This window comes from Insolitispirillum peregrinum (assembly GCF_900156605.1).
In the GTDB taxonomy this organism is placed as follows: domain Bacteria; phylum Pseudomonadota; class Alphaproteobacteria; order Rhodospirillales; family Rhodospirillaceae; genus Insolitispirillum; species Insolitispirillum peregrinum.
Genome location: NZ_FTOA01000005.1, coordinates 218,587 through 243,508 on the forward strand (window position 1 = coordinate 218,587; position 24,922 = coordinate 243,508).

The 24,922-nt window shown below is 61.6% G+C and carries 21 protein-coding genes and 1 CRISPR repeat array; of the genes, 17 read left to right on the plus strand and 4 right to left on the minus strand.

All coding sequences use genetic code 11. From position 1 onward, the window contains the following. Positions 1–157 precede the first annotated feature (157 nt). From BW995_RS14405 to BW995_RS14420, 4 genes are all read left to right on the plus strand, one after another. The gene (locus BW995_RS14405) at positions 158–1,285 is read left to right on the plus strand and encodes an ABC transporter ATP-binding protein (protein ID WP_076401314.1); all 1,128 of its coding nucleotides are present in this window, start codon (positions 158–160) and stop codon (positions 1,283–1,285) included. 175 nt (positions 1,286–1,460) lie between these two features. Further along, positions 1,461–2,510, plus strand: coding sequence for an ABC transporter substrate-binding protein (locus BW995_RS14410; RefSeq protein WP_076401109.1), 1,050 nt, complete (start codon positions 1,461–1,463; stop codon positions 2,508–2,510). Positions 2,511–2,642: 132 nt separating this feature from the next. After that, on the plus strand, positions 2,643–3,902 hold the full coding sequence (locus BW995_RS14415) for an ABC transporter permease (RefSeq protein ID WP_245821469.1): 1,260 nt from the start codon (positions 2,643–2,645) through the stop codon (positions 3,900–3,902). Positions 3,903–4,246: 344 nt separating this feature from the next. Beyond that, the gene (locus BW995_RS14420; protein WP_076401110.1) at positions 4,247–5,071 is read left to right on the plus strand and encodes an ABC transporter permease; all 825 of its coding nucleotides are present in this window, start codon (positions 4,247–4,249) and stop codon (positions 5,069–5,071) included. A 150-nt stretch (positions 5,072–5,221) separates the two neighbouring features. Here BW995_RS14420 and BW995_RS14425 read toward each other — a convergent pair whose 3' ends face one another. Further along, on the minus strand, positions 5,222–5,788 hold the full coding sequence (locus BW995_RS14425) for a cupin domain-containing protein (protein ID WP_076401316.1): 567 nt from the start codon (positions 5,786–5,788) through the stop codon (positions 5,222–5,224). Positions 5,789–6,178: 390 nt separating this feature from the next. Between BW995_RS14425 and BW995_RS14430 the strand changes: the two genes are divergently transcribed. The 11 genes from BW995_RS14430 to BW995_RS14480 all read left to right on the plus strand — a co-directional run bounded on the left by BW995_RS14430 (position 6,179) and on the right by BW995_RS14480 (position 18,598). Continuing rightward, a complete protein-coding gene (locus BW995_RS14430) occupies positions 6,179–7,648 on the plus strand; it encodes an NAD-dependent succinate-semialdehyde dehydrogenase (protein WP_076401111.1) in 1,470 nt (489 codons plus the stop codon). Between the two features lie 256 nt (positions 7,649–7,904). Continuing rightward, positions 7,905–9,194: a 4-aminobutyrate--2-oxoglutarate transaminase gene (gene gabT, locus BW995_RS14435; RefSeq protein WP_076401112.1), complete on the plus strand. Its 1,290-nt coding sequence runs from the start codon at positions 7,905–7,907 to the stop codon at positions 9,192–9,194. A gap of 262 nt (positions 9,195–9,456) precedes the next feature. Continuing rightward, positions 9,457–10,830 (plus strand): aspartate aminotransferase family protein, encoded by a 1,374-nt coding sequence (locus BW995_RS14440; RefSeq protein ID WP_076401113.1) that lies wholly within the window; start codon positions 9,457–9,459, stop codon positions 10,828–10,830. A 447-nt stretch (positions 10,831–11,277) separates the two neighbouring features. After that, a complete protein-coding gene (locus BW995_RS14445) occupies positions 11,278–11,676 on the plus strand; it encodes a hypothetical protein (RefSeq protein WP_139332935.1) in 399 nt (132 codons plus the stop codon). A 102-nt stretch (positions 11,677–11,778) separates the two neighbouring features. Continuing rightward, a complete protein-coding gene (locus BW995_RS14450; RefSeq protein WP_084194865.1) occupies positions 11,779–14,064 on the plus strand; it encodes a TonB-dependent receptor in 2,286 nt (761 codons plus the stop codon). 22 nt (positions 14,065–14,086) lie between these two features. Beyond that, positions 14,087–14,734, plus strand: a complete 648-nt coding sequence (locus BW995_RS14455; RefSeq protein WP_076401115.1) for an energy transducer TonB — start codon at positions 14,087–14,089, stop codon at positions 14,732–14,734. A 20-nt stretch (positions 14,735–14,754) separates the two neighbouring features. Next, a complete protein-coding gene (locus BW995_RS14460) occupies positions 14,755–15,498 on the plus strand; it encodes a MotA/TolQ/ExbB proton channel family protein (RefSeq protein ID WP_139332937.1) in 744 nt (247 codons plus the stop codon). Beyond that, positions 15,495–15,959: an ExbD/TolR family protein gene (locus tag BW995_RS14465; protein WP_076401117.1), complete on the plus strand. Its 465-nt coding sequence runs from the start codon at positions 15,495–15,497 to the stop codon at positions 15,957–15,959. The genes BW995_RS14460 and BW995_RS14465 overlap by 4 nt, the downstream gene beginning before the upstream one ends. Further along, positions 15,959–16,393 (plus strand): ExbD/TolR family protein, encoded by a 435-nt coding sequence (locus BW995_RS14470; RefSeq protein ID WP_076401118.1) that lies wholly within the window; start codon positions 15,959–15,961, stop codon positions 16,391–16,393. The genes BW995_RS14465 and BW995_RS14470 overlap by 1 nt, the downstream gene beginning before the upstream one ends. Positions 16,394–16,404: 11 nt before the next feature. Beyond that, the gene (locus BW995_RS14475) at positions 16,405–17,604 is read left to right on the plus strand and encodes a PepSY-associated TM helix domain-containing protein (protein ID WP_175617083.1); all 1,200 of its coding nucleotides are present in this window, start codon (positions 16,405–16,407) and stop codon (positions 17,602–17,604) included. A gap of 61 nt (positions 17,605–17,665) precedes the next feature. Then, positions 17,666–18,598 carry a LysR family transcriptional regulator gene (locus BW995_RS14480; RefSeq protein ID WP_245821470.1) on the plus strand — a complete coding sequence of 311 codons (933 nt, stop codon included), beginning with the start codon at positions 17,666–17,668 and terminating at the stop codon, positions 18,596–18,598. Here the strand turns inward: BW995_RS14480 and BW995_RS20570 are convergent. Together BW995_RS20570 and BW995_RS14490 are read right to left on the minus strand one after the other, a co-directional pair. Beyond that, positions 18,577–19,146, minus strand: a complete 570-nt coding sequence (locus BW995_RS20570) for a DUF1850 domain-containing protein (RefSeq protein WP_175617084.1) — start codon at positions 19,144–19,146, stop codon at positions 18,577–18,579. The genes BW995_RS14480 and BW995_RS20570 overlap by 22 nt on opposite strands. Positions 19,147–19,441: 295 nt before the next feature. Continuing rightward, a CRISPR array of direct repeats spans positions 19,442–19,999; the repeat unit is 31 nt; unit sequence GTCGCCCCCTCACGGGGGCGTGGATTGAAAC. A 282-nt stretch (positions 20,000–20,281) separates the two neighbouring features. Further along, positions 20,282–21,178, minus strand: coding sequence for a LysR family transcriptional regulator (locus BW995_RS14490; RefSeq protein ID WP_076401121.1), 897 nt, complete (start codon positions 21,176–21,178; stop codon positions 20,282–20,284). 147 nt (positions 21,179–21,325) lie between these two features. On the opposite strand from BW995_RS14490, the gene BW995_RS14495 reads away from it, so the two are divergent. Further along, positions 21,326–22,435 carry an S-(hydroxymethyl)glutathione dehydrogenase/class III alcohol dehydrogenase gene (locus tag BW995_RS14495; protein WP_175617094.1) on the plus strand — a complete coding sequence of 370 codons (1,110 nt, stop codon included), beginning with the start codon at positions 21,326–21,328 and terminating at the stop codon, positions 22,433–22,435. A 184-nt stretch (positions 22,436–22,619) separates the two neighbouring features. Further along, entirely contained in the window at positions 22,620–23,471 is an 852-nt protein-coding gene (fghA, locus tag BW995_RS14500; protein WP_076401319.1) for an S-formylglutathione hydrolase, read from the plus strand. Between the two features lie 341 nt (positions 23,472–23,812). On the opposite strand, the gene gcvA is transcribed toward fghA, so the two are convergent. Beyond that, a complete protein-coding gene (gene gcvA, locus BW995_RS14505; protein WP_076401123.1) occupies positions 23,813–24,739 on the minus strand; it encodes a transcriptional regulator GcvA in 927 nt (308 codons plus the stop codon). Positions 24,740–24,922 lie beyond the last annotated feature (183 nt).

A 24,922-nucleotide genomic window follows, 5' to 3' on the forward strand; every position in this document is an offset into this window, starting at 1 on the left:
TTGTTGTCTAATTTTTTAAACGTGTCATGATGCTTTCATTGCAGACCATCATGGAATGCATGGCTGGCCGATGAGCCGACGAGATCCAGACCCTGTGCGCCAGACAGGCAGGGCACAGAGAGTCTGATGTGAACGTGTTTGGGAGTGGCATATGGCAATGGCTGACGCAGCGGCAAAGCGTGGTACCTCCGCTCAGAACGGATCAGATATTCTGGTCACCTTTAACGGCGTCCAGAAGACCTACGACGGTGAGATCCTGGTCGTTAAGGACCTTAACCTCGAGATCAAGCGCGGCGAGTTCGTGACCATGCTCGGCCCCTCGGGCTCGGGGAAGACGACTTCGCTGATGATGCTGGCCGGCTTTGAAGTGCCGACCCATGGCGAAATCCTGCTGGATGGCCGGTCGCTGCGCAACGTGCCGCCGCACCAGCGCGACATCGGGATGGTGTTCCAGAACTATGCCCTGTTCCCGCACATGACCGTGGCCGAGAACGTTGCGTTCCCGCTGTCGGTGCGTGGGGTCAGCAAGTCGGAACAGACCACCCGGGTGCGCAAGGCGCTGGACATGGTGAAGCTGGGCGCGATGGAAAACCGTCGCCCGGGGCAGATGTCCGGTGGTCAGCAGCAGCGTGTTGCCCTGGCCCGTGCGCTGGTTTTTGAACCGCAGCTGGTGCTGATGGACGAACCGCTGGGCGCGCTCGACAAGCAGCTGCGCGAGCACATGCAGCTTGAAATCAAGCACATCCACGAAAGCTTGGGCATCACCATCGTTTACGTGACCCACGATCAGGGCGAAGCCCTGACCATGTCCGACCGCATCGCGGTATTCAACGATGGCATCATTCAGCAGCTCGACAGCCCGACCGGTCTGTATGAATGCCCGCGCAACAGCTTTGTGGCGCACTTCATCGGTGAGAACAACGCCCTGCCGGGCATCGTCGAAAGCGTCAGTGGCGAGCTGTGTTCGGTGCGTCTGGCCAGCGGTGAAACGGTGCAGGCCCGTGCGGTGAACATCGGTGGTGTCGGGTCAAAGACCAGCCTGTCGTTCCGCCCGGAAAAGGTGCATATCGAAGGTATTGGTCCGGATCATCCGAACCGTCTGCATGGCCGCGTGAACGAAACCATTTACTATGGTGACCATGTGCGGGTGCGCATGACCGTTGCCGGGTCCGACAGCTTTACCGTCAAGATGCGCTTCCGCGCTGGCCGTGCCGTGCCGCTGCCGGGCGAAGAGCTGTTTGTTGCCTTTACGGCCGAAGACTGCCTGGCCCTCGATCCGATCTGAGGCGCCGGTACGGCCACGATTTTTCGCCCGGCAGGCTGAACCATCAGCCGCACTGTTCAGGGGGGCGGAAAAAATGCGGCCGGTCTGACTGGGGCAACCCGGTTTCCTCCGGCCGCCTATCACCATGCTACCATTCCATCATCCACTATCGATTGTTACAGGGAGTACATCGGGTATGGACGTGAAGAAGTTGGTACTGGCGGCTGCCGCCGCTGCGATCGTCGGGTCGGTTTCCATGGCAGCGCAGGCGCGCGACCTGTCGGTCGTGTCGTGGGGCGGCGATTATCAGGCAGCCCAGAAGAAGGTGTACTTCGAGCCGTTCATTGCGACCGGCACCCCCATGGTCGATGAATCGTGGGACGGCGGTATCGGCGTTCTGCGCGCCAAGGTCGAAGGCGGCAGCGCCACCTGGGACGTGGTGCAGGTTGAATCCGACGAACTGGCGATGGGCTGCGAAGAAGGTCTGTACGAGACCCTCGATTACAGCAAGATCGGCGGTGAAAAAGCCTACATGCCGGAATCCGTCAACAAGTGCGGCATCGGCGCGATCGTTTACAACTTCGTTCTGGGTTATGACAAGGACAAGCTGAAGGACGCTCCGAAGTCCTGGGCTGACTTCTTTGACCTGAAGAAGTATCCGGGCAAGCGCGGCCTGCGCAACGGCCCGAAGACCACCCTGGAAATCGCCCTGATTGCCGATGGCGTGGCCCCCAAGGACGTGTACAAGGTGCTGGCGACCGAAGACGGCGTGAACCGCGCGTTCAAGAAGCTCGACAGCATCCGTGACAACCTGGTGTTCTGGAAGGCTGGCGCCCAGCCGCCGCAGCTGCTCGCCTCGGGTGAAGTGGCGATGACCTCGGTCTACAATGGCCGTGTCGATGCCGCCAACATCAAGGACCACCGTAACTTTGGTATCGTGTGGGACGGCAGCCTGTTCACCATCGACAGCTGGGTGATCCTGAAGGGCACTCCGAACAAGGACGCCGCCTACAAGTTCCTCGACTTCGTGGGCAAGGCTGACAATCAGGCCAAGCTGCCGACCTACATCGCCTATGGCGTGACCAACGTTGATGCGAACGCCAAGATCGATCCGGCCCGTCTGAAGGACCTGCCGACCGCCAAGGAAAACATTGCCAACGCGGTCCAGATCAACACCGAATTCTGGCTGGAAAACGGTGACCGTCTGACCGAACGCTTCAACAAGTGGGCGGCTGCCAAGAACTAAGGTTCTGGCCCCGGTTGCGGATCACTGACGATCTGGTTCTGTCGGTGATCCGCACCGGACAACTCTCTTCTTACTGATAAAAAGCATGGGGCGGCCCGTGGGCTGCGTACACTACCAAAGTGGGGACTTGCGATGACCGATATGGCCCTGCCTGAACGACAACAGGCATTGCTACCGGATCAACAGGGCCTGAAGGCCAGGCTGCAACGCGCCGAGCGCATGAAGAAAGTGCGGGCGTTTGCTCTGGTGGCGCCGCTGCTGCTGTTTGTTCTGGTGACTTTCATTGCGCCCATTGGCGACATGCTGCGCCGCTCGTTCGTTGACAACGAGCTGTCGGCCGTCTGGCCGCAGACCCAGTCTGCGATGCAGCAGTGGACCGACCGTTCGCAGGCGCCGGGCGAAGCCGTCTTCAAGGCCGTGGCCGAAGACATTCGCAAAAGCCGGGACGCCAACACCCTGGCCACCGCTGCCCGCCGTCTGAACTATGCCATTGATAATGGTCGTTCGCTGGTGTTTGGCACCGCCCGCAAGCTGCCCGATCAGACGGAAAGCTGGAAAGAGGCGATGATTGCCATCGACGCCCGCTGGAATGACCCGGAACTGTGGCAGGCGATCAATCAGGCCAGCGGCCCGTTCACCTCGTTCTATTTGCTGCAGGCGATGGACCTGCACAAAAAGGCCAACGGTGACATCGTGTCGGTGTCTGGCAACAATGCCATCTATATCGATATTCTGCTGCGCACCTTCACCGTCGCCTTCTCGGTGACTGTCCTGTCGGTGCTGCTGGGTTTCCCGGTGGCCTACCTGCTGGCCAACCTGCCGCCCAAGACTGCCAACCTGCTGATGATTCTGGTGCTGCTGCCGTTCTGGACCTCCCTGCTGGTCCGTACCGCCGCCTGGATCGTGCTGTTGCAGGAACAGGGGGTGGTGAACCAGTTCCTGTTGTGGCTGGGGGTGGTCGATCATCCGATCCGCATGATTTACAACCGCGCTGGCGTCTATATCGCCATGACCCATGTGCTGCTGCCGTTCATGATCATGCCGCTGTACTCGGTGATGAAAGGCATCAAGCCCCATTACATGCGCGCTGCGGTGTCGCTGGGGGCTCGTCCGACGGTGGCCTTCCTGCGGGTGTACATGCCGATGACCCTGCCGGGGATGGGCGCTGGTGCGTTGCTGGTGTTCATTCTGGCTCTGGGCTACTACGTCACGCCGGCGCTGGTTGGGGGCGCAGCCGATCAGATGATCAGCTACTTCATCGCCTTCTACACTTCGGAAACCGTCAACTGGGGCATGGCCTCGGCGCTGGGTGCGGTTCTGCTGGTGGTGACCCTGATCCTGTACACCATCTACAACCGGCTGGTCGGTATTTCCAACATGAAGATGGGCTAAGGCAGTTCCGGTTTCTGCTGGATCACAGGACACCACAGTTGAAAAACAAGAATGGGCTACCGCCCATGCCCGTTCGGGGGCGATGCCCCCAAGCCTCCCTTCTTTTGATTATCAAAGAAATGGGGTCCGGGGCCTGAAGGCCCCGGCGAGGTTTGGAGCAGCGCTCCATGATCCTGTTTTCTGTTTGTCGTGTCCTGTGCCATCGGCTCTGGCTTTGTGATTTCAGCAAATACGTCGTCGCCGATGTGCCATCGGCTCGGGATTTGCTCTGGCTTTGTGATTTCAGCAAATGCGTCGTCGCCGATGTGCCATCGGCTCGGGATTTGCTCTAAGGGGACCTCGGGATGAGTGCAAATCACGTTCGCACCTTCGAAGAAAAGTTCTGGCTGTTCGTGCTCTATGGCTTGTCGGGGCTGGTGTTCTTTTTCCTGATGGCGCCGATCCTGGCGATTGTGCCGCTGTCGTTCAACTCGGGGCAGTTCCTGACCTACCCGCTGCAAGGCTTTTCGTTCCGCTGGTACGAAGAGTTCATGCATAGCGAAGCCTGGCAACGGGCGTTCAAGAACAGCTTCATCGTCGGCATTGCCGCCACCATCCTGTCAACCTCGCTGGGGACGGTGGCCTCGCTGGGGCTGACCCGCGCCGATTTCCGCGGCAAGGCGTTTGTGATGGCCGTTCTGCTGTCACCGATGATTGTGCCGGTGGTAATCACCGGGGTGGGTCTGTACTTCTTCTTTGCCCCGCTGGGGCTGAGTGCCACCTACACCGGCCTGATCCTGGCCCATACCGCGCTGGCGGCTCCGTTCGTGGTAATCACCGTCAGTGCCACCCTGCAGGGCTTTGACATGAACCTGGCGCGGGCCTCGGCCAGTCTGGGGGCCAACCCGGTGACCACTTTCTTCAAGGTGATCCTGCCGCTGATTGCGCCGGGTGTGGCGTCTGGTGGTCTGTTCGCCTTTGCCACCAGTTTTGACGAAGTGGTGGTGGTGCTGATGATCGCCGGCCCGGAACAGCGCACGCTGCCGCGTGAAATGTTCTCCGGGATCCGTGAAAACATCAGCCCGACGATTACCGCCGTGGCGACGGTGATGATCCTGGTGTCGGTGGCCCTGCTGCTGTTGCTGGAAATGCTCCGGCGCCGGAACGAAAAGATGCGCGGTCTGCGGTAAGCGGTCTGGCGGTCCGGTTGTGCGATGATCAGGGTCGTTATGCTTCTGTCCGGTAACGATCCTGAGGACCGTGCAAAAGTCTAAAATTTTAAACACGAAAAAGGGGTGCTGCCGGGCACCCCTTTCTTGCATCAGGTCGGAAAAACAGGCTTACAGATAGGGCGGGGTACAGGCCGAAACGATAACGCAGGGTTCCTTGGAGGTATTGCGGAAACGGTGCGGCAGGGTGCTGTCAAACAGGTACGAATCGCCGGTGTTCAAAATGTGCTTACTGTCGCCCACGGTCAGTTCGATGGTCCCCGAGATGACAATGCCGCCTTCGTTCGAGGCATGTTGCAGCATCGTCCGGCCGGTATCTGCACCGGGCTGATAGGTTTCGTAGAGGATCTGCAGGCCATATTTGCGGGAATCACCCACCTGTAAAAACGACACGGCACCCTGATTGTTGCGCTCGATTTCATTGGTCAGCGGCAGTAGTTCATCGTGACGGAAGGTGATCTTTTCCAGGTCGGTATCTTCGGTGCTGAAGAACTCGCTGAGGGTCATCGGAACCCCTTGCAACACGCGGCGCAGCGAGGAAACAGACGGGCTGTTGCGGTTTTGCTCAATGAGGGAAATCGTCCCGTTGGTGACGCCAGCACGGCGGGCGAGTTCTCGTTGGGACAGTCCTGCTGTTTCGCGGACCTGTCGCAGTCGGCCTCCCACGTCGAAGTCCATCATTGGTGTTGTTCCTTGTTGTCAGGGCTGTTGTTGATTGTTTGGGAAACCCGTGGTGATGGCTCGGTTTTGCGAGGCATTGTCAACACTGGGGATCGCCTGTTCCGGTCCCTGTTCGGGTGTTCAATATTTTAATCTCCCAAACGCTTAAATCCAATCCTGCAATGTAACAACCGATCTTTTTCAGCAAGACGATGGCGTGATGGCAGGTATATCAAACTGCTTTATCCCCCGGAGTGGGGGAGGTGCTTCGGGGCCGGAATGAGCAAAGGCTGTTGTTTGATATATTAAACAGTGATAGAGTTCTTTTCAGATGCTGGCAGAGGCCAGATCACCATCTTTCCGTCCCTGACCGGCCCATGTCCGGCTGACCAGATGAAAGGGTTTTCCATGGATTTCCTCAAGGATCGCTCGCTGCTCCATACCGATGGCTACATCAATGGCGCGTGGTCGGCAGCAGCGTCGGGCAAGACCTTTGCCGTCACCAACCCGGCCACCGGTGCCCACATTGCCGATGTCGCCGACATGAATGACAGCGACACCCGTCGTGCGATCGAAGCCGCCAATGCCGCCTTCCCGGCCTGGCGCAAAAAGACCGCCAAGGAACGCGGTGCGATCCTGCGCAAGTGGTTTGACCTGATCATTGCCAACGGCGAAGATCTGGCCCAGCTGATGACCGCCGAACAGGGCAAGCCGCTGACCGAATCGCGCGGCGAAGTGGTTTACTCGGCCAGCTTTGTCGAGTGGTTTGCCGAAGAAGCCAAGCGCGTCTATGGCGATACCGTCCCGACCCACAAGGCTGACGCCCGGCTGGTGGTGGTGCGCGAGCCGATCGGTGTGGTGGCTGCCATTACCCCGTGGAACTTCCCGCTGGGCATGATCACCCGCAAGTGCGCCCCGGCGCTGGCCGCCGGTTGCCCGGTGGTGGTAAAGCCCGCCGAAGACACCCCGCTGTCGGCGCTGGCGCTGGTTGAACTGGCCGAACGCGCTGGTTTCCCGGCTGGTGTGTTCAACGTGGTGACCTGCTCCAAGCCGCACGCGATTGCCGTCGGTGGCGAGCTGACTTCCAACCCGATTGTGCGCAAGGTGTCGTTCACCGGCTCGACTCCGGTCGGCAAGCTGCTGATGGCCCAGTGCGCCACCACCGTCAAGAAGGTCTCGCTGGAACTGGGCGGCAACGCGCCGTTCATCGTGTTCAACGATGCCGATCTGGATGCCGCTGTGGTCGGGGCGATGGCCTCGAAATACCGCAACGCTGGCCAGACCTGCGTTTGCGCCAACCGCATCATGGTGCAGTCGGGCGTGTATGACGCCTTTGCCGCCAAACTGGCCGAAGCCGTTGCCAAGCTGAAGGTCGGGAACGGGATTGGCGATGGCGTTAATCAGGGTCCGCTGATCAACGCGGCGGCGATTGACAAGGTGGAACGTCTGGTCAACGACGCCACCAGCAAGGGTGCCAAGGCGATCATCGGTGGCAAGCGTCACGAGCTGGGCGGCCAGTTCTTTGAGCCGACCATTCTGACCGGCGTGACCCGTGACATGGCCTGCTTTGCCGAAGAAATCTTTGGCCCGGTGGCGCCGCTGTTCCGCTTTGAAACCGAAGAAGAAGCCATCCAGATGGCGAACGACACCCCGTTCGGTCTGGCCGCCTACTTCTATGCCCGCGACATCGGTCGTGTGTGGCGCGTGGCCGAAGGCCTGGAATATGGCATGGTCGGCATCAACGAAGGCCTGATCTCCAACGAAGTCGCCCCGTTCGGCGGCGTCAAGGAATCGGGTCTGGGTCGCGAAGGCTCCAAGTACGGCATGGATGACTTCACCGAGCTGAAGTACCTATGCATGGGTGGCCTGAGCACCTGAGGACACCCCTCGTTCCTGTCGGAATGAGGTTTTGACAAAAGCCGGGCGTGGTGCCTGCATGACAGATGCCACGCCCCGGCCTGTGCCCCCTGATGGTTGGACGCGCCTCCGGGCGTCAGGGGTTTTACGGTTTCTCTGGCTGGGCAGGTCAAGGATCAAGAGAAATGCGTGTGCCGCGACTCTCAATCCTGAGTTGAAAATTGCCTGTGCCGTTCAACGGTCAATCCCCCTCGGTAAGATTTGGAGTGCTCTTGAGATGACGTCTAACGCTGATATCCAGGCCCGTCGCGTTTCTGCCGTGCCGCGCGGCGTGTCCACCATGCTGCCGGTGTTTGCTGCCCGCGCTCAAGGGGCGGAAATGTGGGACGCCGAAGGCAAGCGTTACATTGATTTCGCTGGCGGGATCGCCGTGCTGAACACTGGCCACAACCACCCGACCATCAAGGCCGCGGTTGCTGCGCAGCTGGACAACTTCAGCCACACCTGCTTCCAGGTGATGCCGTATGAAAGCTACATCTCGCTGGCCGAAAAGCTGAACGAACTGGTGCCGATCGACGGCGACTGCCAGACCCTGTTCGTGACCACCGGCGCCGAAGCCGTTGAAAACGCTGTCAAGATCGCCCGCGCCAAGACCGGTCGTCCGGGCGTGATCGCCTTTGGCGGTGGTTTCCATGGCCGGACCATGCTCGGCATGGCGCTGACCGGCAAGGTCGTTCCCTACAAGGTCGGCTTTGGTCCGTTCGTCTCGGAAGTCTACCACGCCACCTACCCGAACCCGTACCGTGGCATTTCGGTGGCCGATGCGCTGGCCAGCCTGGAAGCCCTGTTCAAGTCCGACGTCGATCCGCTGCGCGTGGCCGCGATCATCTGCGAACCGGTGCAGGGTGAAGGCGGTTTCGTGATTGCTCCGCCGGACTTCCTGCAGGGCCTGCGCGCCATCTGCGACAAGTACGGCATCCTGCTGATCATCGACGAAATCCAGACCGGTTTTGCCCGCACCGGCAAGATGTTTGCCGTTGAGTACGCTGGCATTTCGCCGGACCTGATGACCATGGCCAAGTCGCTGGCCGGTGGTTTCCCGCTGTCTGCCGTCACTGGCCGCAAGGAGGTGATGGATGCCGCCAACCCCGGTGGTCTGGGTGGCACCTACGGCGGCTCGCCGATCGCCTGCGCTGCCGGTCTGGCGGTGCTGAAGGTGATCGAAGAAGAAAACCTGGTCGCCCGCGCTCAGGAAATCGGTGAACTGATGGTTGGCCGTCTGACCGCCATGCAGTCGCGCAACAGCCTGTCGTGCATCGGTGATGTGCGCGCGCTGGGGGCAATGGTGGCGATGGAACTGGTCAAGGACCGTGACAGCCGCACCCCGGATGCCGACCTGACCCGCGCGCTGGTGGCCAAGGCTGCCGAACGTGGTCTGGTGATCCTGTCCTGTGGCACCTATGGCAACGTGATCCGCTTCCTGTGCCCGCTGGTGGCCTCGAACGAGCTGATCAACGAAGGCATGGACATTCTGGAATCCATTCTGGAAGAACTGACCGCTGCCTGATGAGTTCGTCTCATCACGCACTGGTCTGACAAATCACGGGGGCGGGGCGATTGTGCTCTTGTCCCCCGTGACTGATCCGCTTTCTCTTTGGGGCAACGCTTGATCCCCTTGGCGCTCCCCAAAGCAGAAAGACCTGCCCGGTGCCTGGGCTGCCCTCTCAGGCCGGAAAGTCCTGACGTTCCTGTAAATCCCGTCTTCCGTGGACCTTTGGCCCGCGAGGGGGCGTGTGTGTCTTCTTTCTTGTCTGACCCCCGGAGAGACCATGTCGTCGAACAGCTTGCGTGATGCGGATATTCGTTACGTTCTTCACCCTTACACCAATCTGGCCGCCCACGAGGCGCAGGGGCCGTTCATGGCCATGCGCGGCGAAGGCATCCGGGTGTTTGACGAGAACGGTAAAGACTACATCGAAGGAATGGCCGGGCTGTGGTGCGCCTCGCTGGGCTTTTCCGAGCCGCGCCTGAAGGAAGCGGCGATGCGGCAGTTTGATCTGCTGCCTTTCTTCCACCAGTTCAGCCACAAGTCGCATGAGCCGGGCATTCTGTTGGCGCAAAAGCTGATCGAAATGGCTCCGGTGCCGATGAGCCATGTGTTCTTTGCCAACTCGGGGTCAGAAGCCAACGACACCGTGGTGAAGATTGTTCGCTACATGAACAATGCGCTGGGGCGTCCGCAGAAAAAGAAGATCATCTCCCGCCAGCGTGGCTATCACGGGGTGACGGTTGCCGCCGCCAGCCTGACCGGGCTGCCGCTGAACCACCGCAATTTTGACCTGCCGATTGAGGGCATCCGCCACACCTCTTGCCCGCACTACTGGCGCTATGGTCAGGAGGGCGAAAGCGAGCAGCAGTTCACCGACCGCATGGCCGCCGAACTGGAAGAGATGATCCTGGCCGAAGGGCCGGACACCGTCGCTGCCTTCATCGCCGAGCCGATCATGGGCGCCGGTGGGGTGGTGGTGCCGCCTGCGGGCTATTTCCCCAAAATTCAGGCGGTGCTGAAAAAGTACGACATCCTGATGGTCGCCGACGAAGTGATTTGCGGCTTTGGCCGTACCGGCAAGGCGTGGGGCTCGCAGACCTTTGACATTCAGCCCGACATCCTGAGCTGCGCCAAGGCGCTGTCGTCGGCCTATCTGCCGATTTCGGCGGTGATGGTCAACGAACGGGTCTATGAGGCGGTCAAGAAGGGCTCGGCTGAAATCGGTGCCTTTGGTCATGGCTATACCTATTCCGGCCATCCGATTGCCGCCGCTGTGGCGCTGGAAACACTGGCCATTTACGAAGAACGCCAGATTTTTGACCACGTTGCCAACGTTGGTCCGACGATGCAGGCGGCGCTGCGCCAGCTGGAAACGCATCCGCTGGTGGGCAATGCCCGTGGGATTGGTCTGATCGGTGCCCTCGAACTGGTCGCCGACAAGGACCATAAGGTTCCCTTTGACCCCGCGCTGGGTGTGGGTGCGCAGGTGGTGGCCAGAGCACAGGATGAAGGTCTGATCCTGCGCTCGATGGCTGGGGATATTGTCGCTTTCAGCCCGCCGCTGATCATCACTGAAAGCGAAATCGAGGAAATGATGGCCCGGTTCAACCGTGCGCTGTCGGCCGTTACGGCCTCGCTGGCCGTGCCGGTGTAACTCGCGGCGTGATGGGCTCCCCCATCCGTTCGTGAGAATGGCGCGCTCGCGCCGTGCGCCTCGGGACGATGGTGTCCTGATGCGTCTGGCCGGGACGCTTGGTATGAGTGTTCTTTTTGTTAGGCATCCTCCATATCACCTGACCGTCTTTTGCTGATTGCAGCAAAAGACGGTCTTTTTTTGACAAGGATGCGGCGGGTACGGGACGGCGTGTATCAAGATCGTCTTATGTATTGATGTGAATAATTTTCATGTTTTTTTTAGGGGGAAAATTCATTACCCTCGCAACGGCTTTTATGGTCATGCCGCGCATGGAATGCCGTGTCTGGCAGTGCGCGGCGCAAACATCATCAACCGGGGGATCATGTGAGCAGGTTGGCTCGGAGTGCTGCGCTGCCAGGACCGCTGCGATGGTGTCGCGGCGCGCTGTCCTTGCGCGTGGTGACGATGCTGGCCGTGATCTCCTTGCTGCTCAATGTGCTGGCCAGCCACCCCGGTGGCGGTCTGTCCATGCTCTCTGCCGCCGGGACGACCAGCAGTGCTGTCGTGGCCTCTCCTGAGGTTATGGCCGCGTTGCAGGCGGCTGGCTTTATCTGTGCGGCAGACGGCCATGACGGGGGCACACCGGCATCTGACGCGTTGCCGCACGACAAGCAGGCTCCCTGTCAGGCATGTCTGGACTGCTGCCTGAACCTGCCGCCGTTCCTGCTGTCGCAGACGGTGGTGTTGATCCGGCACAATGCCGGGGTCGCCGCCACTCTGGCGGCGTTTTATCGGCTGTTCCTCGGCTTCACCGCCCGCCTGCGGCCCGATGTGCGCGGGCCTCCGCTGCTGCTGTCCTCATAAATTCCACCATAAACAGCAAGGATGCGTGCGCGCGTCCTTTCCGAAAAAATGATCCTGCATGCGGCATGACTGTGCCGGGTGACAGGACACGGCGTGTGAAGAATGATGATGATGGCAGTGAAGAACCGTCGCCAGCACCTGCTTGCTGGCGTGTGCGGTGTTGTGTTGTGCTCTTCCCCGGTGCTGGCGGCACAGACGCAGGACAGCCCCCCCGATGATGGTGCGGCGCTGGAACTGGGGGATGTGGTGGTTTCGGCGAGCAAGCCGCTGGTTCCGGCAACGGTTCCGGCGGTGGTCAAAACGCTCGACAAGCAGGAGATCGACCAGACGGTCAACGCGGTGACTGCGGCGGAAACGATCAAGTACCAGCCGAGTATTGTTGTCCGCGAACGCTATATCGGTGACCGCAACGGTATTTTGTCGATGCGGACCAACGGCACCACCTCCAGCGCCCAGACGGCGGTTTATGCCGACGAGATGCTGATTTCCAACTATCTCGGCAACAGCTATGGCTACCCGCCGCGCTGGGGGATGGTCTCGCCGGAGGAAATCGAGCGGGTGAACATCATTTACGGGCCGTTCTCGGTCCTCTATCCGGGCAATTCGATCGGTGGCGTGGTGGTGCTGGAAACCAAAGTCCCCGACAAGACCGAGTTTCACGGCTCGGCGCAACTGATCCAGCAGTCCTATGACCTGTACAACAGCAAGAAAACCGTCACGGGTGATCACCTGACCGCGTCGGCGGCGGGAAAGGTGAGTGATCGCCTGCATATCCGGCTGGGGGCGGATCATCTGGACAATCAGGGCCAGCCGATGAGCTTTGCCACCGCAACGACCACCACCACCGGCGTTGGGCAGACGGTCACCGGCTATGCGCAGGACATCAGCGAAAAAGGCCTCAACCGCTATGTGTTCGGGGCGACCAGCATTGACCATTCGATTCAGGACAATGGCAAGCTGAAGCTGGTTTATGATGTGACACCGACGCTGACGGCGACCTATCAGGTCGGACTGTGGTCGAATGACTCTGATACCTCTGTGCAAAGTTACCTCACTGGTGCCAACGGCAAGCCGCTGTATAACGGCAAAGTCAACATCGGCGGCAAGGTTTACAGCGTGTCGATGAACCCCAGCCAGTCGGACAGCCTGCACCTGATGAACGGGGTGGCGCTGAAACAGGATGCGGGCGGGACGTTTGACTGGGCGGTGGATGCCAGCCTGTACAGCTATCTGACCGATGAAACCCGCGCGGCGACCAACTATGGCAACAGCTCGGTGGGGACGATCACCTCGATGAACGGGTCTGGGTGGGCCAGTGCCAATGTCGGCGGCATCTGGCGTCCGGATGGCAACCGCCAAAGCCGCCACGAGGTTTCGGTCGGCTATCATGTTGACCAGTACAGCCTTGACCAGACGGTCAGCAATACGCTGGAATGGCAAAAGGGTACGGAAAGTTCGTTCAAGTCGTCGTCGGAAGGCAAGACACGGACACAGGCGTTGTACGTGCAGGATGTCTGGCGGGTGCACCCCGACTGGACGCTGACTCTGGGCGGGCGCGGCGAACGCTGGGAAGCCTTTGACGGCAGCAACCATTCGGCGGCCAGCGATGCCAACTATGAAAACCGCTCGGCAACGACGTTCTCCCCCAAGGCGGCGCTGGCCTATCAGTCGTCGCCGGAATGGTCACACCGTCTTTCGGTCGGGCGGGCCTATCGTTTCCCGACCGTCACCGAAATGTTCCAGCAGATCACCTCTGGCTCGACGATCATCACCGGCAATCCCGACCTCCAGCCGGAACGGGCATGGGCCTATGACTTTACCAACGAGTACGCGGTCAATGACGGGACGTGGCGGGTGTCGCTGTTCCAGGAAAACGTCCACAGTGCGCTGATTTCCCAGACTGATACCGCCCTGAACACCACCACCTACCAGAACGTTGAATCCCTGCGCATGCGCGGGATTGAAACGGCCTTTACGCAAAACGGCGTGGTGTGGGACCAGTTGGACCTCAGCGGCAGCGTCACCTATACTGACAGCGAAATCCTGAAAAACCCCACCAACCTGACCAGCGAAGGGCGGCAAGTGCCGCGTATCCCGGAATGGCGGGCCTCGCTGACCGCGACGTGGCATCAGGATGACGATCTCAGCTATTCCGGCGGGCTGCGCTATGCCTCGGCGTCCTATTCCAATCTGGACAACTCGGACATCAATCATGGTGTCTATGGCGGCAACAGCGAATACCTGATTGCCGACGCCAAGGTGAATTACAAGCTGACCGACTGGGTGACGCTGAACGGCGGCATTGATAATGCCTTTGCCACCCGCGCCTATGTCTATCACCCCTATCCTTCGACGACGTTGTTCGCCGGGGTCAAGGTTGATTACTAGGCAACAAGGCTGGCGAGGATCGATGATGGCAGGGCTGGCGTTTGCGGCCCTGCTTCACGGTGGCGCGCTGGCGCTGGTCTGGGGTAAGCCGCCCCCGCTCCCGCCATCAGCCCCGCCGGTGTTGATGGCGCGGATCATCGCGGCCCCGGTGGTTGCCCCACCTGTGCCGCCGCCTGCTCCGCTGCCAGAATCTCAGCCCGCGCCACAGGTGGCTGCGGTGCCGCCAGTGGTGCCGCCAAAACCCAAAGCCCCGACCGTGGTCCAGAAAGCCCGGGCGACCCCGGCAAAACCCAAGCCGCCAGACAGTCCGCCGGTGGTGGCAGAGCAGGCGGCTCCTGCTGTCCCTCTGGCATCTGCCGTCCGCCCCGAGCCTGCTCCGTCGCCCCCGACCGAGGTGGCGCCAAAGGTTGATCCGGCCGGACGCTGTGCCGCACCGGACTACCCGGCGGCTTCGCGCCGGTTGCAGGAAAGCGGGGCGGTGGTGCTGATGTTCCTGATCGGCCCGCAAGGGCAGGTGCTGGAGAGCAAAATCGCCGAAAGCAGTGGCTTTGAGCGGCTGGACGAAGCCGCCCGCGTGGCTCTGGCACGCTGTCGTTTTCAACCCGGAACCCAGGGCGGCGTCCCGACGCAGGCGTGGGCGAAAATCCGTTACGTATGGCGCCTGACATGAGCGGCGCAAAGGATATCACCATGAACAAATTGTTGTCTGTCGCCGTGATGGCGCTTGTCCTGTGGGGGCTGAGCGATACGGCGGCCTTGGCCGAGACCTCCAGCGATGCCAATCCCTATGGCCTGCATGCCTTGTGGGGGCAGGGGGATTGGGTTGCCCGTGGCACGCTGGTCTTTTTGCTGTTGATGTCGCTGGCAAGCTGGGCGCTGATGGCCGCCAAGGCCTGCGAGCAATGGCGGCTGTTCGGCCATGCCCGTCAGGCCCGCAACCGGTTCTGGCATGCCGCCAGTCTGGCGCAGGGGGAAGGCTGCCTTGCCGCCACCAGCCCGTTCCGCCAGATTGCCGCCAGCGGGATCGCCGCTGCGCAGCACCCGGAAGACCGGCTGTTGGGAACGCTGGATCAGCATGGCTGGATCACCATGACCCTGCAACGGGCGGTCGATGACGCCACCAGCCAGTTGCAGGGCGGTTTGGCCCTGCTGGCGACGGTCGGTTCAACGGCCCCGTTTGTGGGCCTGTTCGGGACCGTCTGGGGTATTTATCACGCCCTGACCGCCATCGGCGTATCCGGGCAGGCGTCGATTGACAAGGTGGCCGGGCCGGTGGGCGAAGCCCTGATCATGACCGCCATCGGTCTGGCGGTCGCCGTTCCGGCGGTGATGGGCTATAACATTCTGGTCCGCCGTAATAAAATTGCACAGGACCAGTTGCGGTCGTTCACCGCCGACCTGCACGCGGTGCTGGTGGGGGGACGTCCCTCATGAGCACCTTTTTCCTCTCCTCCCACGCCTCCAGCCGCCGCCTGCGGTCTGCTGACGAGGCCCCGGAGCAGGTGACTGCGGCGATCAACACCACGCCGCTGGTCGATGTGATGCTGGTGTTGCTGATCATTTTCCTGATCACCGTGCCGGTGGCGGTGCAGTCCATCCCGCTGTCGTTGCCGCACGAGCGCAGCGCCCCCAACCAGCCGACGGCGGGGATGGTGACGCTGGCGGTGACGGCGGATGGACGCCTGTTCTGGAACGATGAACCGCTGGCCGATCTGGGCGCCCTGGACGCACGCCTGACCACGCAGGCCGCGCCGTCAGCGGATCATCTGCGAGTGCAGATCCGCGCCGACCGGGCAGCGGCCTATGGGGCGGTGGCTCCGGTGCTGGCCCTGTGCGAGCGGCTGGGGATCAGCCCTGTCGGCTTTGTGACCGACCCGACGGACGGAGGCCACTGATGGCGATGATGACCGGGGCGGACGGTTCGGGAGACGAGCTGTTGGCCGATATCAACACCACGCCGCTGATTGATGTGATGCTGGTGTTGCTGATCATGCTGATTATCACCATTCCGTTGACCACGCACAGCCTTGAGATGGCCTTGCCCGCGCCGGGCGAGGCGGAAACCCCGGTTGGGCCGCCGCCGGTGCGACTGGTGGCGCAGGACGACGGGCAGTGGCGCTGGAACGAAACGCCGGTGACAGACCCGGCGGCGCTGGAGGCGTTGTTCCATGCTTTGGCGGCGCAGCCAACACCGCCGGAAGTGCAGGTGATCCCGCGCCATGCCACCCGCTGGGATACGGTGGCCGCCATTCTGGCCAGCGCCCAGCGGCAAGGGGTCACGACGCTGGCGCTGGCTCAGCCGCCCGATAGTGGAGACCACGGACAATGAGCGGGAAACCCGTGAATGGAAAGAGGGAGCCGCGCGCTGCGGGGCGGCGGCTGTGGGCCTCGCTGCATCGCTGGATCGGGCTGGTGATGGGGGTGGTCCTGTGCGCAGTGTGCATCAGTGGCGTGCTGATCACCTGGAAACGGGAAATTCTGCGACTGACCGACCCCGCCCTGTTTGCCTCGTCGGCACCGGGAGTGCAAGGGGCGCCGCCGGACGCGGTGCTGGCGGCGGTCAGGCTGCGCGATGACCGCCCGGTGCGGGCCGTTGCTCCGCCGAATGAGGTCTGGCCGGTGTGGGTGGTGTCGGTGTCGGCGCAGGGCGGCTTTTCGGCTCCGATGACCAATTACATGGTTGATCCGGCGGATGGCCGTATCCTCGGCAGCGATGTGCCGCGACAGGGCTTTCTGGCCTTCATGGGGCAATTTCACCACAATCTGTTGCTGCGTGACTGGTGGGGAAAGGAAATCCTTGGGGCCATCGGGGTGCTGACCCTGTTTTCCGCCCTCAGCGGGTTATACTTGTGGTGGCCCTTGCGGAAAAAGTTCTGGCGCTCGGTCAGTTGGCGGCGCGGGACGCCCAAAGCCCGCCTGCTGCTGGACATCCATAACAGCTTTGGCTTCTGGGCGATGATCCCGCTGGTTATTTTTGGCTTTACCGCCATGACGTTGGGCTATCGGGAGGCAACGCGCACGGTGGTCGGGGTCTTTTCCCCGCTGGCTGCGCCGTTGCCGTCGATGATGAGAATGGGGAGCGGACCCGGCCAGAGGCAGGCAGACCAGCCGCTGGCGGCGTTTTCGTCGGCGATGGCACATGCTGCACAGGCCTTTCCCGGCTATGAGATGACCATGATCCTGCCGCCGGTGATGGCCGGAGACCCCTATCGCATCCTGATGAACCCGGACTTTTATCGCGGCAGCAGCCGGGGACGGGTGACGCTGTTGCTGGCGGCGGATGACGGGCATGTGATCGAGCAACGTTCCCCGGCCACCGCCTCGGCGGGCGATCTGTTTCTGGCCGAACAGGTGTGGCTGCACTATGGTCTCAGCTTTGGCACCCTCGGGCGGGTGGTGGCATCATTGGCCGGGCTGGTACCGGTGGTGCTGATGGTCAGCGGCCTGTGGATGTGGGCGCGCAAAGCCGCTTTGCGACGGCAGAAACGACGTAAAAACGTCGGTGCGGCTGTGGGGTCAGGCGAGGTGTCCCGCGCCTGACCCTTTACATTCGTCTTTCCCCGTCCCATACCATAAGAAAATGTTATGGCATGGGATGGGGATGAACATGGATCTGCGGCAACTGCGCTATTTTGTCGGCATCGTCGAATATGGTTCGGTGTCCCGTGCTGCCGAGGCCCTGCATGTGGCCCAGCCTGCCCTCAGCCAGCACCTGAAGAAACTGGAAGATGATCTGGGCTGCCAGTTGATGCTGCGCACGCCGCGCGGGGTGGTGCCGACCGAAAGTGGCCGCCGTCTGGCCCAGCAGGCGGCGGTGATCCTGCAACAGGTGTCTGCCCTGCGTGACGAGGTGCGCGGACTGGAAGCCGCCCCGGCTGGCCCGGCGTCGGTGGGTATCCCGACCTCGCTGGGGCCGCTGCTGACCGTGCCGCTGGCGCTGGCGGTGCGGCGGCTGTATCCGGCGGTGCATCTGCGGGTGGTCGAAGGATTGTCCGGCCACATGCTGGACTGGCTGCACAGCGGGATGGTCGATGTGGCGCTGGTGTTCGGGGCCGAAGGCGTGCCGGGGCTGGCCAGCGAGTTCATCGCCGAAGAATACCTGCAACTGGCCGCTCCGCCCGGTGATCCGCTGGCGGCACGCGGGGCGGCTGGCGTTGATCTGGCCGAGGTTCTGCCGTTACCGCTGATTTTGCCCAGCCGCCCGCATGGGGTGCGCGAGGAAGTCGAGCAGGCGGCGCTGGTGGCGCGCCAAAGCCCGAATGTCATTCTGGAAATCGACTCGCTGGAACACATCAAGGCGCTGGTGGCCGAAGGCGTCGGCTATACCATCGTTTCCAAGCGGGTGGCTAGCAGTGGCCCGGTGGGGGCAACGCTGGTGCAGGTGCCAATCGTCAACCCGCGCATCGAACGGCGGATTTCGCTCGCCCATGCCTCGACCCGGCCCTTGTCGGTGGCAGCACAGGCGGTGCGGTCGCTGATGGCGGCCCGGCTGGACGAGTTGATCACTGCCGGTTACTGGCGCGAACAGGGGTAAAGCACCACCGGCAACAGGGTCGACCGCCGGATCGGCTCGCCTTTGGCCGGTTTGGGGGCTTCGGCATTTTTGCCCTGACCGGCCCTGGTCAGCCACGATCGCAACGGCGCACAGCGTTTGCCGCTGCACAGGGTGGCAGTGGCGACATGATCACTGGCAGGCAGCACCAGTTGCGCAATCGGCGGGTCTTGCGGGGTCTGCACATACCATTCCCCCTCGCGGCGGGCATCGGGCGGGATGAAGGTCATCGCCGGATCGGCGGCCTTTACCCGGCTCAGCGTCTTGCTCAGGCCCTGCGGCGACAGGCTCCAGCGTTCTTCCCGCTGGACGGCCTCGGCCTTGTGATCCCAGTGGAGGGTGGCCGTTTCCGACGGCAAGGGGGCGGCTCCCTTGCCTCCCAGCAGGCTGATGCACAGGGCGATGGCGAGGCTGCTGCTCATGGTGGGGATGGTTCCGGCGGTGGGGGGACAGGGGGAAGACGCCGCAGTGTAGGCGATAACGCCGCCTGCGCGAACCCCAAGCGTGTTTTTCCATCCGAGGAGGCTCATGGCCGTCTGCCGATCCCGCCAAGAGGTTGAGTCCTTTGCTGGCTGGGGATTCGTTTTGTTTCTTTTCAGTATGATAAGGCCCCAGGTAGTGACGGCTCCGGCGGGCTGTTGGGCTGTATTTACCGGCGGTGGGCCGTCTGTGCTTCCGGGGAGGTTCGCGCTGGGATAAGTCATTGAAAATAAAGAAGAGTGTTCTTGATATTGTTTGTATACATATTATTATGCGCCAAAATTATCGAGGTTCGCGCAACAGGCCTCTTTTCTTTTGCAGCATCAGGTTGTTATAGTAGAAGCCGTCGCCCCCTCACGGGGGCGTGGATTGAAACTGGTATTCGCAAGCTAAAGGCGGTCACGCTTTACGTCGCCCCCTCACGGGGGCGTGGATTGAAACCTCTTGCGTCGGGCCATCGCCGAAGGTCGCTACGGTCGCCCCCTCACGGGGGCGTGGATTGAAACGTAGTTCGTTGGTCGTCTCGATGCCCAAGCCTTTGTCGCCCCCTCACGGGGGCGTGGATTGAAACGAGGCTGGTTACGCGATTGATGAGGTGGCCCAAGTGGTCGCCCCCTCACGGGGGCGTGGATTGAAACAAGGGGGCGACTATGACCCAATTGACGTTCTGGTGTCGCCCCCTCACGGGGGCGTGGATTGAAACGGGCGCAAAGGTCGATCCAAGGCCGGTTTCCGCCCGTCGCCCCCTCACGGGGGCGTGGATTGAAACCGTCGCTGATCCAGAGCGACGGAAAGCGCTGGAGACGTCGCCCCCTCACGGGGGCGTGGATTGAAACAGCTTCGCGATCTGGTCCTTCGAGAGGGACCGGGTGGTCGCCCCCTCACGGGGGCGTGGATTGAAACCCCCTATGGTCGAGCCTGATGGGGGCCTTCGGGCCGTCGCCCCCTCACGGGGGCGTATCGGCATCCAACACCGCCTCTGTTCTTGGATCACCGACCAAAAAAGGCTGCCCTCGAATCTGTACGGGGGCAGCCTTTCTGCGTTACGCTTGTCTTCATGGGGTCCGGGGCCTCAAGGCCCCGGCGAGGTGTGGAGCAGCGTTCCACGTTCTTGTTTCTCAACTGTGTTCCCCAATCGTGTTCCTCAACCGTCGTGTCCCGTGACTCTGCCGCTCTGCGCTCCCCTTACGGGGGCGTACACTGGCGCAATCCCTGTCGCAGGTGATCAACCATCATCCGCACCTTGGGGAGTGTATGCCGCCGTTCCGGGTAGACCGCCCACACTGCCGTGTTCGGGGGCTGATGGCCGGGCAGCAAGGACACCAGCCGCCCGGCGGCCATGTGGTCCTGCACGTAATAATCCGGCAACTGGCACAGGCCGAACCCGCGCAGGGCGGCGTCGAGGATGGCGGTGCCGCTGTTGCAGCGCCAGTGCCCGTTGCCATGGCTATGGGCCTTGAACAGCCAGTCTTCGCCATCGACCTGAAACACCCAGTGGTCGGTGCTGCCTGACAGGCAGCGATGGGTTTGCAGGTCCGACAGGCTGTGCGGCGTGCCATAGCGTTCCAGATAGGACGGCGCGGCACACAGGTACATCTGGCGCGGAGCCAGACGGGTGGCGATCAGGCGCGACGGCTGTAGACGCCCCAGCCGCACCGCCAGATCAAAGCCATCCTGTACCAGATCCATCGTCTGGTTGCTGAGGACGATATCGACTTGCAGGCGGGGATACTTTTCGAGGAAATCATTAACCAGCGGCACGACAAAGCGTTCGCCATAGGCGACGGCGCAGGTCATGCGCAGCAGGCCGGTGGGGGTCTGTTGCAGCTCGCTGAGCGAGCGAAAGGCTTCGTCGCGGTCGTCGATCAGTCGCTGGCAATGGCCGTGCAGCAGCCGACCGGCTTCGGTCAACTGCACCGAGCGGGTGGTGCGGTAGAACAGGCGGGTTTGCAGGCGGTCTTCGAGGGCGGCAATGTGGCGGCTGACGTGCGAGGACGACACGCCCAGCCGCTCGGCGGCGCGGGTAAAGCTGCCGCAATCGGCGACGGCGGCGAATTCGTCGATGCCTTCCCAGTGGCTCATGCTTTCTCCCTGAAAATGGTTAATGATGGGCAATCGCCAAAGATTATCCCTGTTGTGCAATAATGTCTTGCGACAACAGAGGCTAATCAGCAGGCGAACGGCATGGCAGACTGAGCACCATGTTTTTGCAGGAGAGTCTTGTCCATGATTACGTCTCGCGCCGCCGTTGCCTGGGCCGCAGGCCAGCCGCTGACCATCGAACAGGTGCAGGTTGCCCCGCCCCGTGCCGGGGAAGTGCTGGTGCGCATCGTTGCCACCGGCGTTTGCCACACCGACGCCTTCACCCTGTCCGGCGATGACCCGGAAGGCATCTTCCCGGCGATCCTCGGCCATGAAGGCGCCGGGATCGTTGAGGAAATCGGGCCGGGGGTGACCTCGGTGGCGGTGGGGGACCATGTGATCCCGCTGTACACCCCGGAATGCGGCAAGTGCAAGTTCTGCCTGTCGGGCAAGACCAACCTCTGTCAGGCCATCCGCGCCACCCAGGGCAAGGGCCTGATGCCCGATGGTACCACCCGCTTCTCGGTCGGTGGCAAAGAGGTGTTCCACTACATGGGCACCTCGACCTTCTCGGAATACACCGTGCTGCCGGAAATCGCGCTGGCGAAGATCAACAAGGCGGCGCCGCTGGAAAAGGTCTGCCTGCTGGGCTGTGGCGTCACCACCGGCATGGGGGCGGTGATCAATACCGCCAAGGTCGAACCCGGCTCGACGGTGGCGATTTTCGGTCTGGGCGGCATTGGCCTGTCGGCGATTATCGGCTCGGTGATGGCGAAGGCCGAACGGATCATCGGCATCGACATCAACACCGACAAGTTCGATATCGCCCGCAAGCTGGGGGCCACCGACTGTATCAACCCCAAGGATTTCGACCGCCCGATTCAGGATGTTCTGGTCGAAATGACCGATGGCGGCGTTGATTACTCGTTCGAGTGCATCGGCAACGTCGATGTGATGCGCTCGGCGCTGGAATGCTGCCACAAGGGGTGGGGGGAGTCGGTGATCATCGGCGTTGCCGGTGCCGGTCAGGAAATCCGCACCCGTCCGTTCCAGTTGGTGACTGGCCGCGTGTGGCGCGGCTCGGCCTTTGGCGGCGTGCGGGGCCGGTCGGAGTTGCCCGATTACGTCGAACGCTACCTGAAGGGCGACTTCGAGCTGGACACCTTCATCACCCACACCATGGGCCTTGACGAGATCAACACCGCTTTTGACCTGATGCACGAAGGCAAGAGCATCCGCAGTGTGGTGATCTACTAGAGCATTTCTCGGTCTCCAAGGATCACGATAAATGCTCTAGTGACTTGTTATCCAAGCAAATACGTCGTCGCAGATGTGTCCATCTGCTCGGGATTTGCTCTAAAGCCATGATCGGGGGGACCTGTGTCAGAGCGATGCAGGCCCCTCCGGTGTGTGTGCCCAACCATGTGACAGGGGTATGATGATGACCGGTGAATTGACCTTGGTGGCCGCCAACAAGACCTTTGGCGGCTGGAACAAACGCTATCGCCATACCTCGGCGACGCTGGGCTGCGAGATGGTGTTCACCATTTTCCTGCCCCCCGGAGCCAGTGCCGAATCCCCGGTGCCGGTGGTCTACTGGCTGTCCGGCCTGACCTGCACTGACGAGAATTTCATCACCAAAGCCGGAGCGCAGCGGATTGCTGCCGAACTGGGGCTGGCGCTGGTCGCCCCCGATACCAGCCCGCGCGGCGAAGACGTGCCCGATGACCCGGACAAGGCCTATGATTTCGGTTTGGGTGCCGGGTTCTATCTGAACGCGACGCAACAGCCGTGGTCCAGTCATTACCGGATGTACGACTATGTTGTTGCCGAGCTGCCGACCCTGATCGAGCAGGCTTTCCCGGTGAGTGACGTGCGTTCGGTGATGGGCCATTCGATGGGCGGCCATGGGGCGCTGATTTGTGCCCTGCGCAATCCGGGCCGCTATTGCGCCGTGTCGGCCTTTGCGCCGATCGTCAATCCGATGGCGGTGCCGTGGGGGCAAAAGGCGTTCAGCGGCTATCTCGGGCTGGACCGCCAGAGCTGGCGCGAATGGGATGCCAGTGTGCTGATGGAAACTGCCGCCGAGCGCCTGCCGATCCTGATTGATCAGGGCGACCGTGACGATTTCCTTGATACGCAACTGCGCCCGGAAATCCTGCAAGAGGTAGCGGCCCGCGTCGGCCACCCGATGACCGTGCGGATGCAGGCTGGCTATGACCACAGTTATTACTTCATCGCTTCGTTCATCGAAGACCACCTGCGGTATCACGCCGAGGCGCTGAAGGGGTAGTTCCCCCTCGCCTTGGAGCAGTGAGTGCAAAAGTGGTTCCGGTTTTGCGCAAAATCACTGCGACAAAACAAAAAACAGGATCATGGAGCGCTGCTCCACACCTCGCTGGGGCCTTAGAGCGTTTTCACACCGAGCGAAAACGCTCTTCCCTTTGAGTGCCGCATTTTCCGAGCCGTTGACCGGAGACGGTCAACTTGAAAATGCTCTAAGGCCCCAGACCCCATTCCTTTGATCATAAAAGAAAAATGGGGGTTCGGGGCCTCAGGCCCCGAGCGGTCTCAGGCGGCAGCCTGCGCTTCCCTGCCAACTGTCGTATCCTGTGATGTTTAACGCACGCTGGTCTATCCGCCACTGCGCTGCCGGGGGCTGCTGTCGTTCGCCGGGCGTTCCAGCTCGGCGAACAGCCATTCCTGCCAGCGCTGGATTTTGGGCAGATCGTTGCGGGTTTTCAGGATGTTGAGGGTATAGCCCTGCACTTGCAGCCCCTTGAGGCCAAACGGAGCCACCAGCCGACGGGTTTGCAGCTCGCGCTGGACCAGCAGCAGGCTTTCCAGACAGACCCCCATGCCATCAACGGCGGCGCTGATCGACATGAACGAACGGTCAAAGCGCGGGCCGTGGGCAATGTCCAGCTTCACCTTGCGATGGTCGCGGTGCCAGTCGGCCCAGCCGACCAGACAGCGTTCGCTGTGGATCAGGACATGATGGCGCAGGTCTTCGACCGTGCGCAACGGGTGTGGCCCTTCCAGCAGGTGCGGGGCACACAGCGGCACAATGGTTTCGACCGGAAAGGGAATAACGATCGTTCCGGTCGGCTGTAACCGCGAGCCATAGCGGATATCGACATCCACATCTTCGCTCAGCAGGTCGCTGGGCGTTGCCGAGGCGTTCAGGCGCACGTCAATGTCCGGGTGGCGGGCGCTGAAACGGGCCAGACGCGGCATCAGCCACTGGGTGGCAAAGCTGGGGGTGGAATGAACCGTCAGGATGTCGGTCTTTTCGGTGCGTCCGACATTGCGGGTGGCGGCATCGATGCGGGCAAAGGCGGCGGCGATTTCTTCGGCATAGCGGCGACCGGCGTCGGTCAGGGTGACGGCGCGGTGCACCCGGTGGAACAGACGGACACCGATCTGTTCCTCTAAAAATTTCACTTGATGACTGACAGCCGACGGCGTGACCAGCAATTCTTCTGCTGCAAGCGCGAAAGAACCGTGGCGGGCGGCGGCTTCAAAGGCTTGGATTGCCTTGAGAGAGACCCGATGTTGCATTGTAGCAAATACATGAATTCATTTCACCTGAGAGTGATCCTTATTCGTTTGAGCCTGAAAAGACAAGCCCTTATCTTTTGATGACAGGCATTCAATAAACTCATGCCTCAGGCTACACAGCCCGCCCGCCCTGCTGTCGGGGCAGAGAGCAGGGCGGGATTTGGTTTGGTCGTTTAAGCAAAT

Bases quoted from the DNA above. Each gene is read 5' to 3' on its own strand.
- BW995_RS14430 (WP_076401111.1), top strand. From the start codon at position 6,179: ATGGATTTCCTCAAGGATCGCTCGCTGCTCCATACCGATGGCTACATC.
- BW995_RS14490 (WP_076401121.1), bottom strand. From the start codon at position 21,178: ATGAGCCACTGGGAAGGCATCGACGAATTCGCCGCCGTCGCCGATTGC.
- BW995_RS20570 (WP_175617084.1), bottom strand. From the start codon at position 19,146: ATGAGCCTCCTCGGATGGAAAAACACGCTTGGGGTTCGCGCAGGCGGC.
- fghA (WP_076401319.1), top strand. From the start codon at position 22,620: ATGACCGGTGAATTGACCTTGGTGGCCGCCAACAAGACCTTTGGCGGC.
- BW995_RS14425 (WP_076401316.1), bottom strand. From the start codon at position 5,788: ATGGACTTCGACGTGGGAGGCCGACTGCGACAGGTCCGCGAAACAGCA.
- BW995_RS14405 (WP_076401314.1), top strand. From the start codon at position 158: ATGGCTGACGCAGCGGCAAAGCGTGGTACCTCCGCTCAGAACGGATCA.
- BW995_RS14480 (WP_245821470.1), top strand. From the start codon at position 17,666: ATGAACATGGATCTGCGGCAACTGCGCTATTTTGTCGGCATCGTCGAA.
- BW995_RS14410 (WP_076401109.1), top strand. From the start codon at position 1,461: ATGGACGTGAAGAAGTTGGTACTGGCGGCTGCCGCCGCTGCGATCGTC.
- BW995_RS14450 (WP_084194865.1), top strand. From the start codon at position 11,779: ATGATGATGATGGCAGTGAAGAACCGTCGCCAGCACCTGCTTGCTGGC.
- BW995_RS14465 (WP_076401117.1), top strand. From the start codon at position 15,495: ATGAGCACCTTTTTCCTCTCCTCCCACGCCTCCAGCCGCCGCCTGCGG.
- BW995_RS14460 (WP_139332937.1), top strand. From the start codon at position 14,755: ATGAACAAATTGTTGTCTGTCGCCGTGATGGCGCTTGTCCTGTGGGGG.
- gcvA (WP_076401123.1), bottom strand. From the start codon at position 24,739: ATGCAACATCGGGTCTCTCTCAAGGCAATCCAAGCCTTTGAAGCCGCC.
- BW995_RS14415 (WP_245821469.1), top strand. From the start codon at position 2,643: ATGACCGATATGGCCCTGCCTGAACGACAACAGGCATTGCTACCGGAT.
- BW995_RS14455 (WP_076401115.1), top strand. From the start codon at position 14,087: ATGATGGCAGGGCTGGCGTTTGCGGCCCTGCTTCACGGTGGCGCGCTG.
- BW995_RS14440 (WP_076401113.1), top strand. From the start codon at position 9,457: ATGTCGTCGAACAGCTTGCGTGATGCGGATATTCGTTACGTTCTTCAC.
- BW995_RS14470 (WP_076401118.1), top strand. From the start codon at position 15,959: ATGGCGATGATGACCGGGGCGGACGGTTCGGGAGACGAGCTGTTGGCC.
- BW995_RS14420 (WP_076401110.1), top strand. From the start codon at position 4,247: ATGAGTGCAAATCACGTTCGCACCTTCGAAGAAAAGTTCTGGCTGTTC.
- BW995_RS14445 (WP_139332935.1), top strand. From the start codon at position 11,278: ATGCTGGCCGTGATCTCCTTGCTGCTCAATGTGCTGGCCAGCCACCCC.
- gabT (WP_076401112.1), top strand. From the start codon at position 7,905: ATGACGTCTAACGCTGATATCCAGGCCCGTCGCGTTTCTGCCGTGCCG.